This window comes from Vibrio sp. S234-5 (genome assembly GCF_000960595.1).
Classification (GTDB): domain Bacteria; phylum Pseudomonadota; class Gammaproteobacteria; order Enterobacterales; family Vibrionaceae; genus Vibrio.
In genome coordinates this window covers 57,988-74,354 of sequence record NZ_JZAM01000295.1, presented here as the reverse complement: position 1 = coordinate 74,354, position 16,367 = coordinate 57,988, and the positions used below count along the sequence as shown (strand labels likewise).

The 16,367-nt window shown below is 51.4% G+C and carries 9 protein-coding genes and 1 riboswitch; of the genes, 4 read left to right on the top strand and 5 right to left on the bottom strand.

The features are described 5' to 3' along the window. Positions 1 to 8: 8 nt before the first annotated feature. Positions 9 to 1,274, top strand: coding sequence for a UDP-N-acetylglucosamine 1-carboxyvinyltransferase (murA, locus tag UF06_RS18180; RefSeq protein WP_039440387.1), 1,266 nt, complete (start codon positions 9 to 11; stop codon positions 1,272 to 1,274). A gap of 135 nt (positions 1,275 to 1,409) precedes the next feature. Then, on the top strand, positions 1,410 to 2,135 hold the full coding sequence (locus tag UF06_RS18175) for a 1-acylglycerol-3-phosphate O-acyltransferase (protein WP_039430642.1): 726 nt from the start codon (positions 1,410 to 1,412) through the stop codon (positions 2,133 to 2,135). Between the two features lie 181 nt (positions 2,136 to 2,316). Here the strand turns inward: UF06_RS18175 and UF06_RS18170 are convergent, their stop codons facing one another. Beyond that, the gene (locus UF06_RS18170; protein WP_045571703.1) at positions 2,317 to 3,654 is read right to left on the bottom strand and encodes a sodium:proton antiporter; all 1,338 of its coding nucleotides are present in this window, start codon (positions 3,652 to 3,654) and stop codon (positions 2,317 to 2,319) included. A gap of 190 nt (positions 3,655 to 3,844) precedes the next feature. Here UF06_RS18170 and metH point away from each other — a divergent pair, with 190 nt between their 5' ends. Further along, positions 3,845 to 7,525 carry a methionine synthase gene (metH, locus tag UF06_RS18165; RefSeq protein ID WP_045571702.1) on the top strand — a complete coding sequence of 1,227 codons (3,681 nt, stop codon included), beginning with the start codon at positions 3,845 to 3,847 and terminating at the stop codon, positions 7,523 to 7,525. 63 nt (positions 7,526 to 7,588) lie between these two features. On the opposite strand, the gene lysC is transcribed toward metH, so the two are convergent. Next, positions 7,589 to 8,944 (bottom strand): lysine-sensitive aspartokinase 3, encoded by a 1,356-nt coding sequence (gene lysC, locus UF06_RS18160; protein ID WP_045571701.1) that lies wholly within the window; start codon positions 8,942 to 8,944, stop codon positions 7,589 to 7,591. A 120-nt stretch (positions 8,945 to 9,064) separates the two neighbouring features. Then, positions 9,065 to 9,243: riboswitch (Lysine riboswitch) on the bottom strand. Between the two features lie 211 nt (positions 9,244 to 9,454). Between lysC and UF06_RS18155 the strand changes: the two genes are divergently transcribed. Then, positions 9,455 to 10,576 carry an alanine--glyoxylate aminotransferase family protein gene (locus UF06_RS18155; RefSeq protein WP_045571700.1) on the top strand — a complete coding sequence of 374 codons (1,122 nt, stop codon included), beginning with the start codon at positions 9,455 to 9,457 and terminating at the stop codon, positions 10,574 to 10,576. Positions 10,577 to 10,634: 58 nt separating this feature from the next. Here UF06_RS18155 and UF06_RS18150 read toward each other — a convergent pair whose 3' ends face one another. From UF06_RS18150 to galU, 3 genes are all read right to left on the bottom strand, one after another. Then, positions 10,635 to 12,407, bottom strand: coding sequence for a PglL family O-oligosaccharyltransferase (locus UF06_RS18150; protein WP_045571699.1), 1,773 nt, complete (start codon positions 12,405 to 12,407; stop codon positions 10,635 to 10,637). Between the two features lie 68 nt (positions 12,408 to 12,475). Then, positions 12,476 to 15,298, bottom strand: coding sequence for an excinuclease ABC subunit UvrA (uvrA, locus tag UF06_RS18145; RefSeq protein ID WP_045571698.1), 2,823 nt, complete (start codon positions 15,296 to 15,298; stop codon positions 12,476 to 12,478). A 142-nt stretch (positions 15,299 to 15,440) separates the two neighbouring features. Further along, on the bottom strand, positions 15,441 to 16,313 hold the full coding sequence (gene galU / locus UF06_RS18140; protein WP_045571697.1) for a UTP--glucose-1-phosphate uridylyltransferase GalU: 873 nt from the start codon (positions 16,311 to 16,313) through the stop codon (positions 15,441 to 15,443). Positions 16,314 to 16,367 lie beyond the last annotated feature (54 nt).

Below are 16,367 nucleotides of genomic sequence, written 5' to 3'. Positions count from 1 at the left end.
GTTTAGTAATGGAAAAGTTTCGTGTTATTGGGTCAACTAAGCCGCTTAGTGGTGAAGTGACCATCTCTGGGGCTAAAAACGCCGCACTGCCTATTTTGTTTGCTTCGATTTTGGCTGAGGAGCCGGTTGAAGTGGCCAATGTTCCTCACCTGCGTGATATTGATACCACCATGGAACTGCTCAAACGCCTTGGCGCGAAAGTCGAGCGCAATGGTTCCGTGCATGTTGACCCTAGCTCAATTACGGAATACTGCGCGCCGTATGATTTGGTCAAAACCATGCGTGCTTCGATTTGGGCTCTCGGTCCGTTGGTCGCGCGTTTTGGTCATGGTCAAGTCTCTTTGCCTGGTGGTTGTGCGATTGGTGCCCGTCCGGTGGATTTGCATATCACTGGCCTGGAGCAGTTGGGTGCGACCATCACACTGGAAGATGGTTACGTGAAAGCAACCGTCGATGGCCGCTTGCAAGGCGCTCACATCGTGATGGATAAAGTGAGTGTCGGTGCAACCATCACCATCATGTGTGCGGCCACCTTAGCGCAAGGTACCACTGTGCTGGATAACGCCGCGCGCGAGCCGGAAATTGTTGATACCGCCAAATTCCTTAACACGCTCGGCGCGAAAATTTCTGGCGCGGGCACTGATACCATCACCATTGAAGGGGTTGAACGCCTTGGTGGCGGCCGTCATGCGGTGGTCGCGGATCGGATTGAAACCGGTACTTTTTTGGTCGCAGCGGCGGTATCTGGCGGGAAAGTAGTGTGTCGTAATACCAATGCCCATCTTTTGGAAGCGGTATTGGCCAAATTAGAAGAAGCGGGTGCGCTGGTGGAAACGGGCGACGATTGGATTTCGGTCGATATGACTGGGCGTGAGCTCAAAGCCGTCAATGTTCGTACCGCCCCACATCCCGGTTTCCCAACTGATATGCAAGCTCAGTTCACTTTGCTCAATATGATGGCGAAAGGTGGCGGCGTTATCACCGAAACCATCTTTGAAAACCGTTTTATGCACGTTCCTGAGCTAATGCGTATGGGGGCGAAGGCCGATATCGAAGGTAATACCGTTATCTGTGGCGATGTGACTCGTTTGAGTGGCGCACAAGTGATGGCGACCGATTTGCGCGCTTCGGCCAGTTTGGTGATTGCGGGCTGCATCGCCAAAGGGGAGACGATTGTTGATCGCATTTACCATATCGACCGTGGCTACGACAAAATTGAAAATAAACTCAATGCATTAGGTGCAAATATTGAGCGTTTTCGTGAGTCAAGCTAAACTGACTTGATTCAACTAGAGCCGAAACTCAGGTTTCGGCTTTTTTATGAGCCGCTTCCCGCAGCGAATCAATTGGGCAAATTATTGCTCAAAACACATTTAGGTTATTTATCTCATCGGCATCTGGAGAACAGAATGATTGCCCTTTTACGTATCTTGGCAACAGCGCTATTTGCGATTGTGATGTTTGTCTTCGGCTGCGGCTACTGCTTACTTAGCCCGCGTAATCCGAAGCATGTTTTTACCTTTGGCCGCCTGTTTGCCAAAATGGCGTCGGTGTATGGCATCAAACTGGAACTGCGCATCCCAGAGGACGCTTACCAGCGTGGTCAGCACATTTATATTGCTAACCACCAGAACAACTGGGACTTGTTTACCGTTTCAACCGCTGTGACCCCGAAGGTGGTGACCGTCGGCAAGAAAAGCCTCGTTTGGATTCCGTTTTTCGGTCAATTGTACTGGTTAACTGGCAATATCTTGATTGACCGCGCGAACCGCACTAAAGCGAAAGGCACCATAGACCAAGTGGTGGCCAGCATGAAAGCCTCTGACGTCTCTGTGTGGATGTTCCCTGAAGGTACCCGTTCGCGTGGCCGTGGCCTGCTGCCGTTCAAAACGGGGGCATTTCACGCCGCGATTGGTGCTGGTGTGCCTATCATTCCTATCGTCTGTAGCTCAACCGATCACCTTAAACTGAACCGTTGTAACAATGGTCATGTGATTGTCGAAATGTTGCCTCCGATCAGCACCGAAGGATACGCTAAAGAGAACCTGCGCGAACTGGCGCAACTGTGTCACGAGCAAATGAAAGAGAAACTCGAGAGCCTAGATGCGGAAGTGAAGCAGCGCAACGCCAAGTAGAGATAATTATCAGGGCCAGTTTTGTACCTAGCGGTTGAGTTTAACAATAGACAACATGACTAAGCGCGTAGAAGAACAATCTGCGTGGTGATCTTCTCGTTGACTGGCTGAGCGTTGATTTTGCTTGGTATAGAAAAGGAGGCAAATTTGCCTCCTTTTAAACCGGGTTTAACCTTGTCGGTTACGGGTGCTGAGATTGAGCGTTTTCACCTGTAGCGAGGTCTTTTTCCGCTTGTTTACTTTCGTAGTCGGCTTCAGCTTTTTTGGCTTTCTCAATCATAGGGGTAATGGTTGAGCCTTGGATGAGAATGGAGAACACCACGACCGCGTAGGTCATAACCAGAATAAACTCTTTGACGTCAATCAGCTTATCTTCAATTACCCAAATGCCGCTAGGAATCGACAGCGCCATGGCCAGCGCTAGGCCGCCGCGTAAGCCGCCCCAGGTTAAAATACGAATTGACCAAGGGTTGTAGCTGCGAAAACGCTTAAAACCAATGTATGAGATAAAGACGCTCAAATAACGTGCGACCAATACCAAAGGTACCGCAATCGCCATCATGATCCAGTCTTCCTGATGGAACTTAAACAGCAACATTGACATGCCGATCAGCAGGAATAGTACCCCGTTTAAGAATTCGTCCACCAGCTCCCAGAAGTGATCCAAGTGATCTTCACTCTCCTTAGAAAAGCCGATGAATCGCGTCCAGTTGCCCATCATGATGCCTGAAACCACCATCGCCAGTGGACCAGAAACGTGGATCACTTCAGCAAACGCATAGCCTGCGGTGGGCACACCGATGGTGAGCAAGAGCTCCATCGAGTGGTCATCGGTCGCGCAGATCAGGTAGTGAAACAGCAGACCCAAAGCGAAGCCATAGACAATGCCCCCAATCGCTTCTTGGATAAACAGCATGGTCACGCTGCCGACAGTGGGGGCTTCGCTACCGAAAGCGATGGTGAACAGCGTCACGAAAATCACCAGACCAAAGCCGTCGTTAAACAGCGATTCGCCTTCAATTTGGGTTGAAATGCGTTTTGGCGCATGCAATTTTTTCACGATGGCCAGCACCGCGATAGGGTCGGTTGGGGAAATCAGAGCGCCAAAGAGTAAGCAGTAAATCAGGTCAAACTGGATGCCGATCAACTGGCAACTACCATACAGAACAAAACCAATGAAGAAGGTAGAAAACAGAGTTGCGCCTAAAGCCAGTACGGTAATTTCCCATTTCTGATCTTTGAGGTTGGGAAGCTTAATGCCCAGCCCGCCGGCAAACAGAAGGAAACCGAGGATCCCTTTGAGAAGAAAATCTTCAAAGTCGATACTCGATACCGTTTGAGTGGCGATCTCGGTGAGATGAAACCAATTATTTTGACCCGCGATGAGGATAAGGAGTGACAGCACCATAGAACCCGCCGTGATGGCGATGGTGGTCTGCATTTTGCCGATTTTGCTGTTAACGAACGCAATCAGCATTGCTGCCGCAGACAAAAAGCAGAGAGTGTAGTAGACCGACATGAGCTTCTCTTTGTAACAAATTATGAACGAAATTTTCTTTCTTCACTGCACAAATAGCAAACATTTTTTGCTAATTCTTTTATCAATCGGCTAGGCGCATCAAATAGGCGTAATTAGAATTTTTAGACGTCTAGACTCCTGAAGATTGTGTGATAGGATGTCCTAATAATGAAAGGAATGAGGCGTTATCGTGGGAAGTAATATTAGAGAGCAGATTGAAGCGCAACTAAAGCAACGTATCTTATTGATTGATGGTGGTATGGGAACCATGATCCAAGGTTACAAGTTGCAAGAGCAAGACTATCGTGGTGAGCGTTTCGCAAATTGGCACTGTGATCTCAAAGGCAACAATGACTTGCTGGTGTTAACCCAGCCTCAGTTGATCAAAGAAATTCACTGCGCTTACTTGGAAGCGGGTGCCGATATTCTCGAAACCAACACTTTTAACGCCACCACCATTGCCATGGCGGACTACGAAATGGAAAGCTTAAGCGAAGAAATTAACTTCGCTGCAGCTAAACTGGCTCGTGAAGTGGCGGACGAGTGGACCGCTAAAAATCCGCAAAAACCACGCTATGTGGCTGGGGTGCTCGGTCCAACCAACCGTACTTGTTCTATTTCTCCCGATGTGAACGATCCGGGCTACCGCAATGTCACTTTTGATGCTTTGGTGCAAGCGTATTCGGAATCGACTCGTGCGCTGATCCGTGGCGGATCCGATCTCATTCTGATTGAAACCATTTTTGATACCTTGAATGCGAAAGCGTGCGCGTTTGCCGTCGATTCCGTGTTCGAGGAACTTGGCATCAGCTTACCTGTGATGATCTCCGGCACCATTACCGATGCTTCCGGGCGCACACTCTCTGGGCAAACGACCGAAGCCTTCTACAACGCGTTGCGCCATGTGAGACCTATCTCGTTTGGTTTGAACTGCGCTTTAGGCCCTGACGAACTGCGTCCGTATGTTGAAGAGCTATCACGTATCTCAGAAACGTACGTCTCTACCCACCCGAATGCGGGTTTGCCAAACGCGTTTGGTGAATACGATCTCTCGCCGCAGGAGATGGCGGTGCACGTCAAAGAGTGGGCTCAAAGCGGTTTTATCAACCTCGTTGGTGGCTGCTGTGGTACCACGCCAGAACACATTCGCCATATGGCGCTGGCGGTTGAAGGGGTCGCGCCGCGTGTCTTGCCAGACATTCCGGTGGCGTGTCGTCTCTCCGGGCTAGAGCCTCTGACGATAGCGAAAGATACCTTGTTTGTTAACGTCGGTGAACGCACCAACGTAACCGGCTCTGCGCGCTTTAAGCGTTTGATTAAAGAAGAGCTTTACGATGAAGCCTTGGATGTGGCCCGCGAGCAGGTAGAAAACGGTGCGCAGATTATTGACATCAACATGGATGAAGGCATGTTGGATGCCGAGGCGTGTATGGTGCGTTTTCTCAACTTGTGTGCGTCCGAGCCAGAAATTTCCAAAGTGCCGGTGATGGTGGATTCGTCGAAGTGGGAAGTGATTGAAGCGGGCCTGAAATGCATTCAAGGCAAAGGCATCGTCAACTCGATTTCCCTCAAAGAGGGTAAGGCCAAGTTTGTTGAGCAGGCCAAACTGATCCGCCGTTATGGCGCGGCAGTGATTGTCATGGCGTTTGACGAGGTGGGCCAAGCTGACACGCGCGAGCGCAAACTGGAGATCTGTACCAAGGCTTATCGAATTCTGGTCGACGAAGTCGGCTTTCCACCAGAAGATGTGATCTTCGACCCGAATATTTTTGCCATCGCGACCGGCATTGATGAGCATAATAACTATGCGGTTGACTTTATTAATGCGGTGGCGGACATCAAACGCGATCTGCCGCATGCGATGATTTCTGGCGGGGTGTCGAACGTTTCTTTCTCTTTCCGCGGCAATAACTATGTGCGCGAAGCGATTCATGCGGTGTTCCTCTACCACTGTTTCAAAAACGGCATGGACATGGGGATCGTCAACGCCGGGCAGCTCGAAATTTACGATAACGTGCCTGAGAAGCTGCGCGAAGCGGTCGAAGATGTGGTGCTGAATCGCCGTGAAGATGGCACTGAACGCTTGTTGGAAATCGCCGAAGCGTATCGTGAAAATGCCGTGGGCAAAGTGGAAGATGCCTCAGCGCTGGAATGGCGTACTTGGCCTGTGGCTAAACGGCTTGAACACGCGCTGGTGAAGGGCATTACTGAGTTTATCGTCGAAGACACCGAAGAAGCGAGGCTGAACGCGTCTAAGCCACTGGAAGTGATTGAAGGGCCGTTGATGGATGGCATGAACGTGGTCGGTGACCTGTTTGGTGAAGGCAAGATGTTCCTCCCTCAGGTGGTGAAATCGGCGCGGGTGATGAAGCAGGCGGTGGCCCACTTAGAGCCGTTTATTAATGCATCTAAGCAGTCCGGTTCAACCAACGGCAAGATTTTGCTCGCCACGGTGAAAGGCGATGTGCACGATATCGGCAAGAACATTGTTGGCGTCGTTTTGCAATGTAACAACTACGAAATCATAGACTTAGGCGTCATGGTGCCGTGTGAGCAGATCCTCAAAGTGGCTAAAGAAAAGCAGGTCGACATCATTGGCCTCTCAGGCCTTATCACCCCGTCTTTGGATGAAATGGTGCATGTGGCCAAAGAGATGGAGCGGCAGGGCTTTGATTTGCCACTGCTGATCGGCGGTGCGACCACCTCCAAAGCGCACACCGCAGTCAAAATTGAGCAGAACTATTCTCATCCCGTGGTGTACGTCAATAATGCTTCGCGTGCGGTTGGGGTGTGTACTTCGCTGCTGTCTGACGAACTGCGTCCGGCGTTTGTCGAACGCTTGCAGGCCGATTATGAGTTGGTGCGCGATCAGCACAATCGTAAGAAACCGAGAAGTAAACCAGTCACCTTGGCAGAAGCACGCGCCAACAAAGCGGCGATCGACTGGCAGAGCTACACGCCGCCAGCACCGGCTAAGCCGGGTGTGCATGTGTTTGCCGATTTTGACGTGGCGGTTTTGCGTCAGTATATCGACTGGACCCCATTCTTTATGACGTGGTCGCTGGTGGGCAAATACCCGACCATTTTCGACCACGAAGAGGTCGGTGAAGAGGCGCAGCGCTTGTTCAAAGATGCCAATGATTGGCTGGATAAAATTGAGCAAGAAGGGCTGATGAAAGCCAGTGGCATGTGTGCGCTCTTCCCAGCCGCCAGCATTGGTGACGATATTGAGGTGTATAGCGACGAATCGCGTAGCCAAGTGGTCAAAGTGCTGCACAATTTAAGACAGCAAACCGAGAAGCCGAAAGGCGCCAACTACTGTTTGTCGGATTACGTTGCGCCGAAAGCTTCAGGCAAAAAGGATTGGATTGGTGCATTTGCGGTCACTGGCGGCATCAATGAGCGTGAGTTGGCTGATGAGTTCAAAGCTCAGGGCGATGATTACAACGCGATCATGATTCAGGCGGTGGCGGATCGACTGGCAGAAGCCTTTGCCGAATATCTGCATGAGAAAGTACGGCAAGAAATTTGGGGCTATGCGCCGGATGAAAAGTTATCCAATGAAGAATTGATCCGCGAGAAATACCAAGGTATTCGTCCAGCACCCGGTTATCCTGCGTGTCCGGAGCACACGGAAAAAGGCGCATTATGGGAACTGCTCAATGTCGAGCAAACGATCGGTATGTCACTGACCAGCAGCTATGCAATGTGGCCGGGGGCATCCGTGTCGGGCTGGTATTTCTCTCATCCAGAATCACGCTACTTTGCGATCGCACAGATCCAGCAAGATCAGGTAGAAGACTACGCGCAGCGCAAAGGCTGGGATCTACTCGAAGCGGAAAAATGGCTGGGGCCGAATATCAACGGTTAAACCACACACTTTCGACCGAAAAAAAGGGTTGCCACGAGGCAACCCTTTTTACATTGGTGAGCATTAGTTGTGCTGCTCAAACAGATCTTGGTGCAGCTTTTGAATCACTTTCTTCGAGTCGTGCGCATCGACGAGGAAACACAGGTTGTGATCGCTCGCTCCGTAACAGATCATGCGCAGGTTGAAATCGCCCAGTGTGCTGAAGACCTCTTTGGCGTAACCTTTGGTTTCCATGTGGTTACCGATTAAGGCGACCAGACATAGGTTATGTTCAACTTCCACGTTGCACAGCTCTTCGAGCTCGCTACGAACCGCTTGAGGCAACTCAGGCGCACCGCCCGAGGTGTCGGTTTTATCCAGCGTGAGCGAAACACTGATTTCTGAAGTGGTGATCAGATCGACGGAAATTTTGTGCTTTGCCAAAATCTCAAATACTTTGGCGAGGAAACCGTAGGCGTGGAACATCTTGGCGCTACGCAGCGTCACCATGGTTTGGTTGCAGCGCAGGGCTAAGGCACGAAACAGCGGTGAGCTCTGTGCTTCATGACGAATCCAAGTACCGCCCTTCTCGGGCTCTTTGGACGAGCCAACAAACACCGGAATATCATGACGCAGCGCCGGAACCAGCGTCGAAGGATGAAGGATCTTCGCGCCGAAGTTCGCCATTTCTGACGCTTCAGCAAAACTGATTTCAGGGATCGGAGCCGCTTTGGGCGCGATGCGCGGATCGGTGGTGTAGATGCCCGGGACGTCGGTCCAGATCTCAAGACCCGTCGCTTTTAATCCTTCAGCAATCAGCGCGGCGCTGTAGTCGCTTCCCCCACGGCCAAGCGTGGTAGTGTTGCCATCAAGGTCAGAGCCAATAAAGCCTTGTGTCACGACGATAAAATCACGGCACAGCGGCAACAGTTTTTCTTGGGCGAGCAGGGCAATTTGCGTTACATCCGGTTCTGCGCGGCCAAAGTTGCTATCGGTGCGCAGTACGTCGCGGATATCAAAACGTACCGTATTCAAACCGCGCTCTTTCATCAATTGAGTGAGAATGTGCGTTGACATCAGCTCACCGCAGGCGACCAAGTGGTCGGTCAGTTTGGTGCTGGCTTGAATGGAAGCGGCTTCGGCTAAGCTGGTCACGGTATCAAGCAGAGCGTACACTTCGGCGGCGGTTTCGCTGGCGTCTTGCAACTGATTGAGAATCGCATCGTGGATCTCTGCCAGTTGGCTGAGGATTTGGTTGCGTCGCTCTTGCGCTTGTACACCGTTGGCCAGTTCAACCAATAAGTTGGTCACCCCAGAACAGGCGCTGCTCACTACCAGACGCGTGTCTGGATTGTTTTCGACCACGGCGGCACTGCGGCTCATCGCCTCAAAGTTGGCCACACTGGTTCCACCAAATTTCGCTACATTTAATGCGCTCACGGCATTTCTCCCACGACTTCTAAAAAATAACTATCGTTGGTAACCCAACATCCGATGTTTGTTTGGTGAGGAAAGGGGATAGAGCAATTGAAAGAGGTCAGTTTGAATAATCAGAGAATGTCCCTCAGAAGCTCTTCATCAGACGGTGCTGATGACAGTTGATGGGACTCAACCCAAGCCAACCGACAGATCAATTCCAGCAACCTTGATCTACCTCGGCACTGCTCCCCCTGAGTATTTCGTATCGGAGTTGCGGCTCCACGAAACACCTGCCTGGGCAGTGCTCCTCTTCTGCATAAAGCTCAAACATTGAACGTTTTTCGCCACTTAATGTCAACGGCTATTTCAGGCAGGAGTGAAAGTTTTTATTAACAAAACTGTGACACTGGTTAGACCTGTAAGACAGTCGGCTAATTGCCGTGGCGGAAATATTGCTTTAGTGTGGAAAGCTCAGCTTTCAATACTAATCTAAGTCCATAACAACCCTTTCACGCTTAGCAAGGAGCCGCTATGACGATACAAAGTTTTCATCCACCACGTCGAATTCTTATGGGGCCTGGGCCATCGGACATCTCTCCGCAGGTGTTACAGGCGTTAAGTCGCCCGACGGTCGGCCACTTAGACCCACTTTTTATCGCCATGATGGACGAGCTAAAACAGCTACTCAAATACGCTTTCCAAACGGAAAATGAGTTCACCATCGCGGTATCGGCGCCTGGCAGTGCGGGTATGGAAGCTTGCTTCGTCAACCTGATTGAGCCCGGCGATAAAGTGATTGTTTGTCGTAATGGCGTGTTTGGTGAGCGGATGCGGGAAAACGTGATTCGCGCTGGTGGCGAAGTGGTGCTGGTGGACGATGAATGGGGTCGCCCCGTTTCAGTTGAGAAGGTAAAACAAGCGCTTGCGGAGCATCCAGACAGCAAGATCCTCGCCTTTGTGCACGCCGAAACCTCAACCGGTGCGATGAGCGATGCCGAGGCGCTCGGTAAACTAGCCAAAGCGCATGGGTTGTTAACCATTGCCGATACCGTGACGTCACTCGGTGGCGTGCCGCTCAAAGTGGATGAGTGGCAGCTGGATGCGGTCTATTCTGGCAGCCAGAAGTGCCTCTCTTGCGTACCGGGATTGTCGCCATTGACCTTCTCAAAAGCCGCGATTGAAAAAATTCAAGCGCGCACCACGCCGATTCAAAGCTGGTTTTTGGATCAAAGCTTAGTACTCGGCTATTGGAGCGGCGCAGGCAAGCGCAGCTATCACCACACGGCGCCAGTCAATAGCCTCTATTCACTGCATGAAGCGCTACTGATGCTGAAAAATGAAGGGTTGGAGAATGCGTGGGCACGGCACAGAGCGATGCACGACAAACTGAAAACCGGGCTGGAGAAACTCGGCTTTCGCTTTGTCGTAGATGAGGCTCACCGTCTGCCGCAGCTCAACGCCATCTATGTACCGGAAGGCATTGATGAAGCGAAAGTACGCTCGCATCTGCTCGAAACCTATAACTTAGAAATCGGCGCAGGTTTAGGGGCGTTGGCGGGCAAAGCATGGCGCATTGGTTTGATGGGCTATGGGGCACGAGAAGAAAACGTTGCACTCTGCCTTCGCGCATTAGAAGAGTCGTTGGCGCTGTAACAACGCTCGGGCGTTGTAAATAAAAAAGCGAAGCGTGGATGCGCTTCGCTTGATGCCTTTATTGGCCGGCAGAAACCGTGGCCGAGCGTGCACTCGAGGGCGGTTGATACTGCACTTGAGTAAAGTCGTGCTTGGGAAAGAGAAACTCCGCTTCGGCGCGCACTTGTTCGGCCTTACTAAGATCCCCCAAACCTTGGTAAGCGAGGATCAGATTGGAGTAAAATGCCGGGCGCGGCTTGCTCTGGATGATCTCCAACGACCAGTCTATATATGGTTGGATTAACGCCGCATCTTGAGTGGCTAAGCCAATGTTGAGATAGGTGCTGTACACATCCCAATCGAAGCGATCTTTCCACACCACAGGATTGGTCACTTGCTTGAGCCGATCTGGGTCAAGTGGTCGTGTGGTTTCAAATTGGGTCAGGACATAGTTGGTGTGCAGGGCGCTCAACATATAAAACGCCGTGAGGATCGGCACCACCAAGCTCATCACTCGTAAGACGGTTTTGCTGATAACACTAAAAGAGACCGACTTCATCCGCGTCGCGCGCTGATCAATCCAGTACAGCAAAATGATGAAGGTCAGCCAGTGTACCGCTGAATGGTAGAAGGGATACTCCAGTTGACTGTGCAGCACAATGGGCACAAACAGCGCGAACACCGCCAAACGTGTGCCTTTCTTGGTGTTCATAATGCGGTTAAGCACTAACAAGGCCGCCAGCAAAATCCCAATCAGCGGGATGATTCCCCCCTCGACGCCCCAATAAAGCAGCTCATTGTGCGGGTGATCCATGGCTGGTAAGCCAGCGGGATAATTTTGATTAAGCAAGTGCTGCCTTGCGGTATACAAGGTGTATGCGGATTCAAAGTTGCCGTAGCCGTAACCGGTAAACGGTTTTTCTATCAGCATATCCAGTGTTTGCGGAAAGGTGTATTCGCGCGCTGAGTCGAAATTGGCTTTGCGTGCAGCGAGGCTGTCACCATCGGGATTGACGTTATTGAGCATCGCACTGGCCAACACCAACCCAGCAATGACGGCGATGAGCCAACCCCAAAAGCGAATTTTTGTGCCAAAGCGGTAGAGGTAAGGGAGCAGCAGCAACACGCCTAATAACGCCGCTAACCACCCAGTGCGAGACGCCAGCACTACAATCAGTGGTACGGTGAAGAGCGGCACAAGGTAGAGCAAGGTGATTTCGCTCAAATGCTTGTTGTATTTGTGTGGTTGTCTTGCCAACAAATAGCCCGAGATCACCAACCCTGTTGCAAGAAAGCTGGCCATCACATTCGGTTGCTGGAAGATGCCGTAAGGGCGATTAGAGAGTGTGTCGTAGCCCATCCAGTTATCCGCTTTGAGCCACAGATATTGGTAGTAACCCAGACAAGCTTCAATCACCACCGCCAGCACCACCAGCCACAGCAGTCTCTGCTTGTGTTTATTACTAAAGCTGAACTGTTGCAGCAGGATAAAAAACGCCATCCCCGCCCACAAACCCAGCATGCGTCCGAGCGAGAGTTCGTAATTGGTAGCGGAATAAAACAGCGGGATAGAGAGGATCACGCAACTGACCAGGAGGCCGACAGTCAACTTGGAATAACGCAGCGCCTGATTGCTGGCGAGATGGTAGCAGCCGATACCGAAGGCGACCGAAAAGGCTATCCAAGTGGTTGGATTAAACGACAGCGCCAACCCAGAACCGCCGGGATTGGGCATAAAAAAGTGCATCGCCACCAGAAACACTGCCGCCATCGCTGCGAGAAATTTTCTGTTCAACGGAATACGGGCGGGTGGCTGGTCGAGCTGAGTTCCACTTACATGTATGGTTGCCATAAACGTTTTCTGTAATTGTAAACAATGAAACCAGCACGCAGCTGGTTTCATCACTTTACCTGTTTTTTCTAGTTCAACATAGGCTTAAGGAAGCGCGCAGTGTGCGAACCTTCGACCAAGGCCACATCTTCCGGCGTGCCTTGGGCAATGATCTCGCCGCCGCCTTGTCCGCCCTCAGGACCAAGGTCGATGATCCAGTCAGCGGTTTTAATCACATCCAAGTTGTGCTCAATTACCACCACCGTATTGCCGTGATCGCGCAGGCGATGCAAAACCGTAAGCAATTGTTGGATATCGTGAAAATGCAGACCCGTGGTCGGTTCATCCAAAATATACAAGGTCTTACCGGTGTCGCGTTTGGACAGTTCACGCGCCAGTTTCACCCGCTGCGCTTCACCGCCGGAGAGCGTAGTCGCCGCTTGACCAAGGCGAATGTAGGAGAGGCCGACATCCATCAAGGTTTGCAATTTACGCGCAATCACCGGAACGGGTTCAAAGAACTCGCGTGCGTCTTCGACCGTCATTTCTAGCACTTCGTCAATCGATTTGCCTTTATAGCGCACTTCCAGTGTTTCGCGGTTATACCGTTTGCCTTTACACACATCACACGGCACGTACACATCGGGTAAAAAGTGCATCTCGACTTTGATCACGCCATCGCCCTGACAGGCTTCACAGCGACCGCCACGTACGTTGAAACTAAAGCGCCCGGGCTTGTAACCCCGTGAACGAGACTCTTGCGTACCCGAGAACAGCTCGCGGATCGGGGTAAAAATGCCCGTATAAGTGGCCGGGTTCGAGCGCGGCGTGCGACCAATCGGGCTCTGGTCGATATCAATCACCTTATCAAAATGCTCCAGCCCTTTAATGCTTTTATACGGCGCGGGTTGAGCGGTGGTGGCGCCATTGAGTGCAGTGTGGGCGATTTTAAAGAAGGTATCGTTGATCAGTGTCGACTTGCCAGAACCGGATACGCCAGTGATGCAACTAAACAAACCCACGGGCACTGAGAGGTTGACGTTTTTCAGGTTGTTGCCACTCGCGCCGATCAACTCGACGGTTTTGTTCGCATCGTACGAGGTGCGTTCACGTGGTACGGCGATCTCTTTCACGCCGCTCAGGTATTGACCCGTCAGTGAATCTGGATTGGCGATGATCTCCTCAACGCTGCCCTCGGCGACGATCTGCCCGCCGTGTACCCCGGCTCCCGGACCGATGTCAATTACGTAGTCGGCCATGCGGATCGCATCCTCATCATGCTCAACCACTAAGACGGTGTTACCTAAATCGCGCAGGTGATTGAGCGTTTTCAGCAACCGTTCGTTGTCGCGCTGATGCAGACCGATGGAGGGCTCATCGAGCACGTACATCACCCCCACCAAACCTGCACCAATTTGGCTTGCCAAGCGGATGCGCTGCGCCTCACCGCCTGAGAGGGTTTCAGCGCTACGCGACAAGTTGAGATAATTGAGGCCGACATTGACCAAAAACTGCAAGCGGTCGTTGATCTCCTTCATCACTTTTTCCGCGATCTGCGCGCGTTGCCCTTCCAGCTTGAGGTTGGCAAAAAACGCCAATGCATCGGCGATGCTGAGTTCGACAATCTGCGGCAAGGTGGTGTCGTTGATGAACACGTTGCGCGCTTCTAAACGCAAGCGAGTACCACCACAACTGGCACACGGTTTGGTCGAAATGTATTTGACTAACTCTTCGCGCACCGAGTTGGATTCGGTATCGCGGTAGCGTCTCTCCAGAGTATTGAGAATACCTTCAAACGGGTGACGTTTAACGCGAATATCACCGCGATCATTGATGTATTTGAACTCCACTTCAGCACGGCCCGAGCCTTTGAGAATGATCTCTTGGATCTTTTTCGGCAAAGTGTTGAACGGCACATGTAGATCAAAACCATAATGTTCGGCCAGCGAAGTGAGCATCTGATAGTAGTAATAGTTTTTTTGATCCCAGCCGCGAATCGCGCCTTGTGCCAGACTGAGATTGGCATCTTGGATCACTCGGTCCGGATCAAAATATTGCTGCACTCCCAAACCGTCACAAGTGCCACAAGCGCCAGCCGGGTTGTTAAAAGAGAACAGGCGGGGCTCTAGCTCTTGCATGCTGTAACCACAGTGTGGACAGGCAAAGTTGGCCGAAAAGACGATCTCTTCGCCTTCACCTTCCATAGGAGCCACAACCACAATACCGCCGGAGAGCTCTAGTGCCGTTTCAAACGATTCTGCCAGACGCTGTTGCAGATCGGCGCGCACTTTAAAGCGATCGACGATCACTTCAATGGTGTGTTTCTTGTGTAGTTCGAGTGTGGGTGGATCGGACAAGTCGCACGTTTCGCCATCGATACGAGCGCGAATAAAGCCTTGCGCGGCGAGGTTTTCCAGCGTTTTCACGTGCTCGCCTTTGCGCTCTTTGACGATCGGTGCCAGCAACATCATTTTGCTGCCTTCGGGCATCTCCAGCACCTTGTCGACCATTTGACTCACGGTTTGCGCTGAAAGCGGCACTTTATGCTCAGGGCAGCGAGGTTCACCAACACGCGCGTACAACAGACGCAGGTAATCATACACTTCGGTGATGGTACCGACGGTGGAGCGCGGGTTATGCGAGGTGGATTTCTGCTCGATGGAGATCGCTGGCGAAAGCCCTTCGATGTGGTCCACATCCGGCTTTTCCATCAGAGATAAGAACTGGCGCGCGTAAGCCGAGAGCGATTCCACGTAACGTCGCTGCCCTTCGGCGTAGAGGGTATCAAACGCGAGGGACGACTTACCCGAACCGGATAAGCCAGTAATCACGATCAATTTGTCTCGGGGAATGGTGAGATTGATATTTTTTAGGTTATGAGTACGTGCTCCGCGAACTTCTATCTTGTCCATCTTCAAATGCTCTGTGAAATACCAAGTTGAGCAAGTATTACATAGTGTGAGAAATGTGCAATAAAATACTGGATAAAAAAACAGTTAAAACGGCGCAGTTCAACCGCGCCGTAACAAGAGATAGAAGCGAAGAAATGGTGCTTTAGCGCTGGCGTTTGGTCGACTGTTTGCCGAGTTCCGATTTCTTCTCATCTTTCAGGTAAAGGTTCTGGTAGCAGTAGTTGGTGGCTTCAATGTAGCCTTCAACACTGCCACAATCAAAACGGTGTCCTTTGAATTTGTATGCCAGCACGCAGCCCGATTTAGCTTGCTTTAAGAGTGCGTCGGTGATCTGGATTTCGCCGCCTTTGCCGGGTTCGGTCTGTTCGATCAAATCGAAAATGTCGGGAGTGAGAATATAGCGACCAATGATCGCCAAGTTGCTTGGCGCGGTGCCAGGTTCCGGTTTTTCAATCATATTGTCCACACGAAATAGGTCATCTTTGATCATTTCGCCGGCGATCACGCCATATTTGTGGGTTTCGTTCTCCGGAACTTCTTGCACGGCGACGATAGAGCAGCGGAACTGCTTAAATAGCGCGACCATTTGTGCCAGCACGCCTTGTTCTTGGTTGACACACAAGTCATCGGCCAGCACGACGGCAAAAGGTTGGTCACCTACAAGCTCACGCCCGGTAAGAATCGCATGGCCTAAGCCTTTCATTTCCCGCTGGCGGATATAAGTGAAGTTGGCCGCGTCGATCAGTGCGCGCACGTCATCAAGCAAAACCTCTTTATTGGTGCCGCTGATTTGATGCTCTAGCTCGTAGTTTTTATCGAAGTGATCCATGATCGAGTGCTTACCGCGGCCAGTGACGATACACATCCCAGTCATCCCCGCCTGAATGGCTTCATCAACACCATATTCAATCAGGGGTTTATTCACCACTGGCATCATCTCTTTTGGCATGGATTTAGTCGCTGGCAAAAAGCGTGTGCCATAACCAGCGGCAGGAAAGAGGCATTTCTTAATCATCAAACGGCGTCCTTTAACTGTGGTTGCAGCGCAATATGATAGCAAACTGGGTGT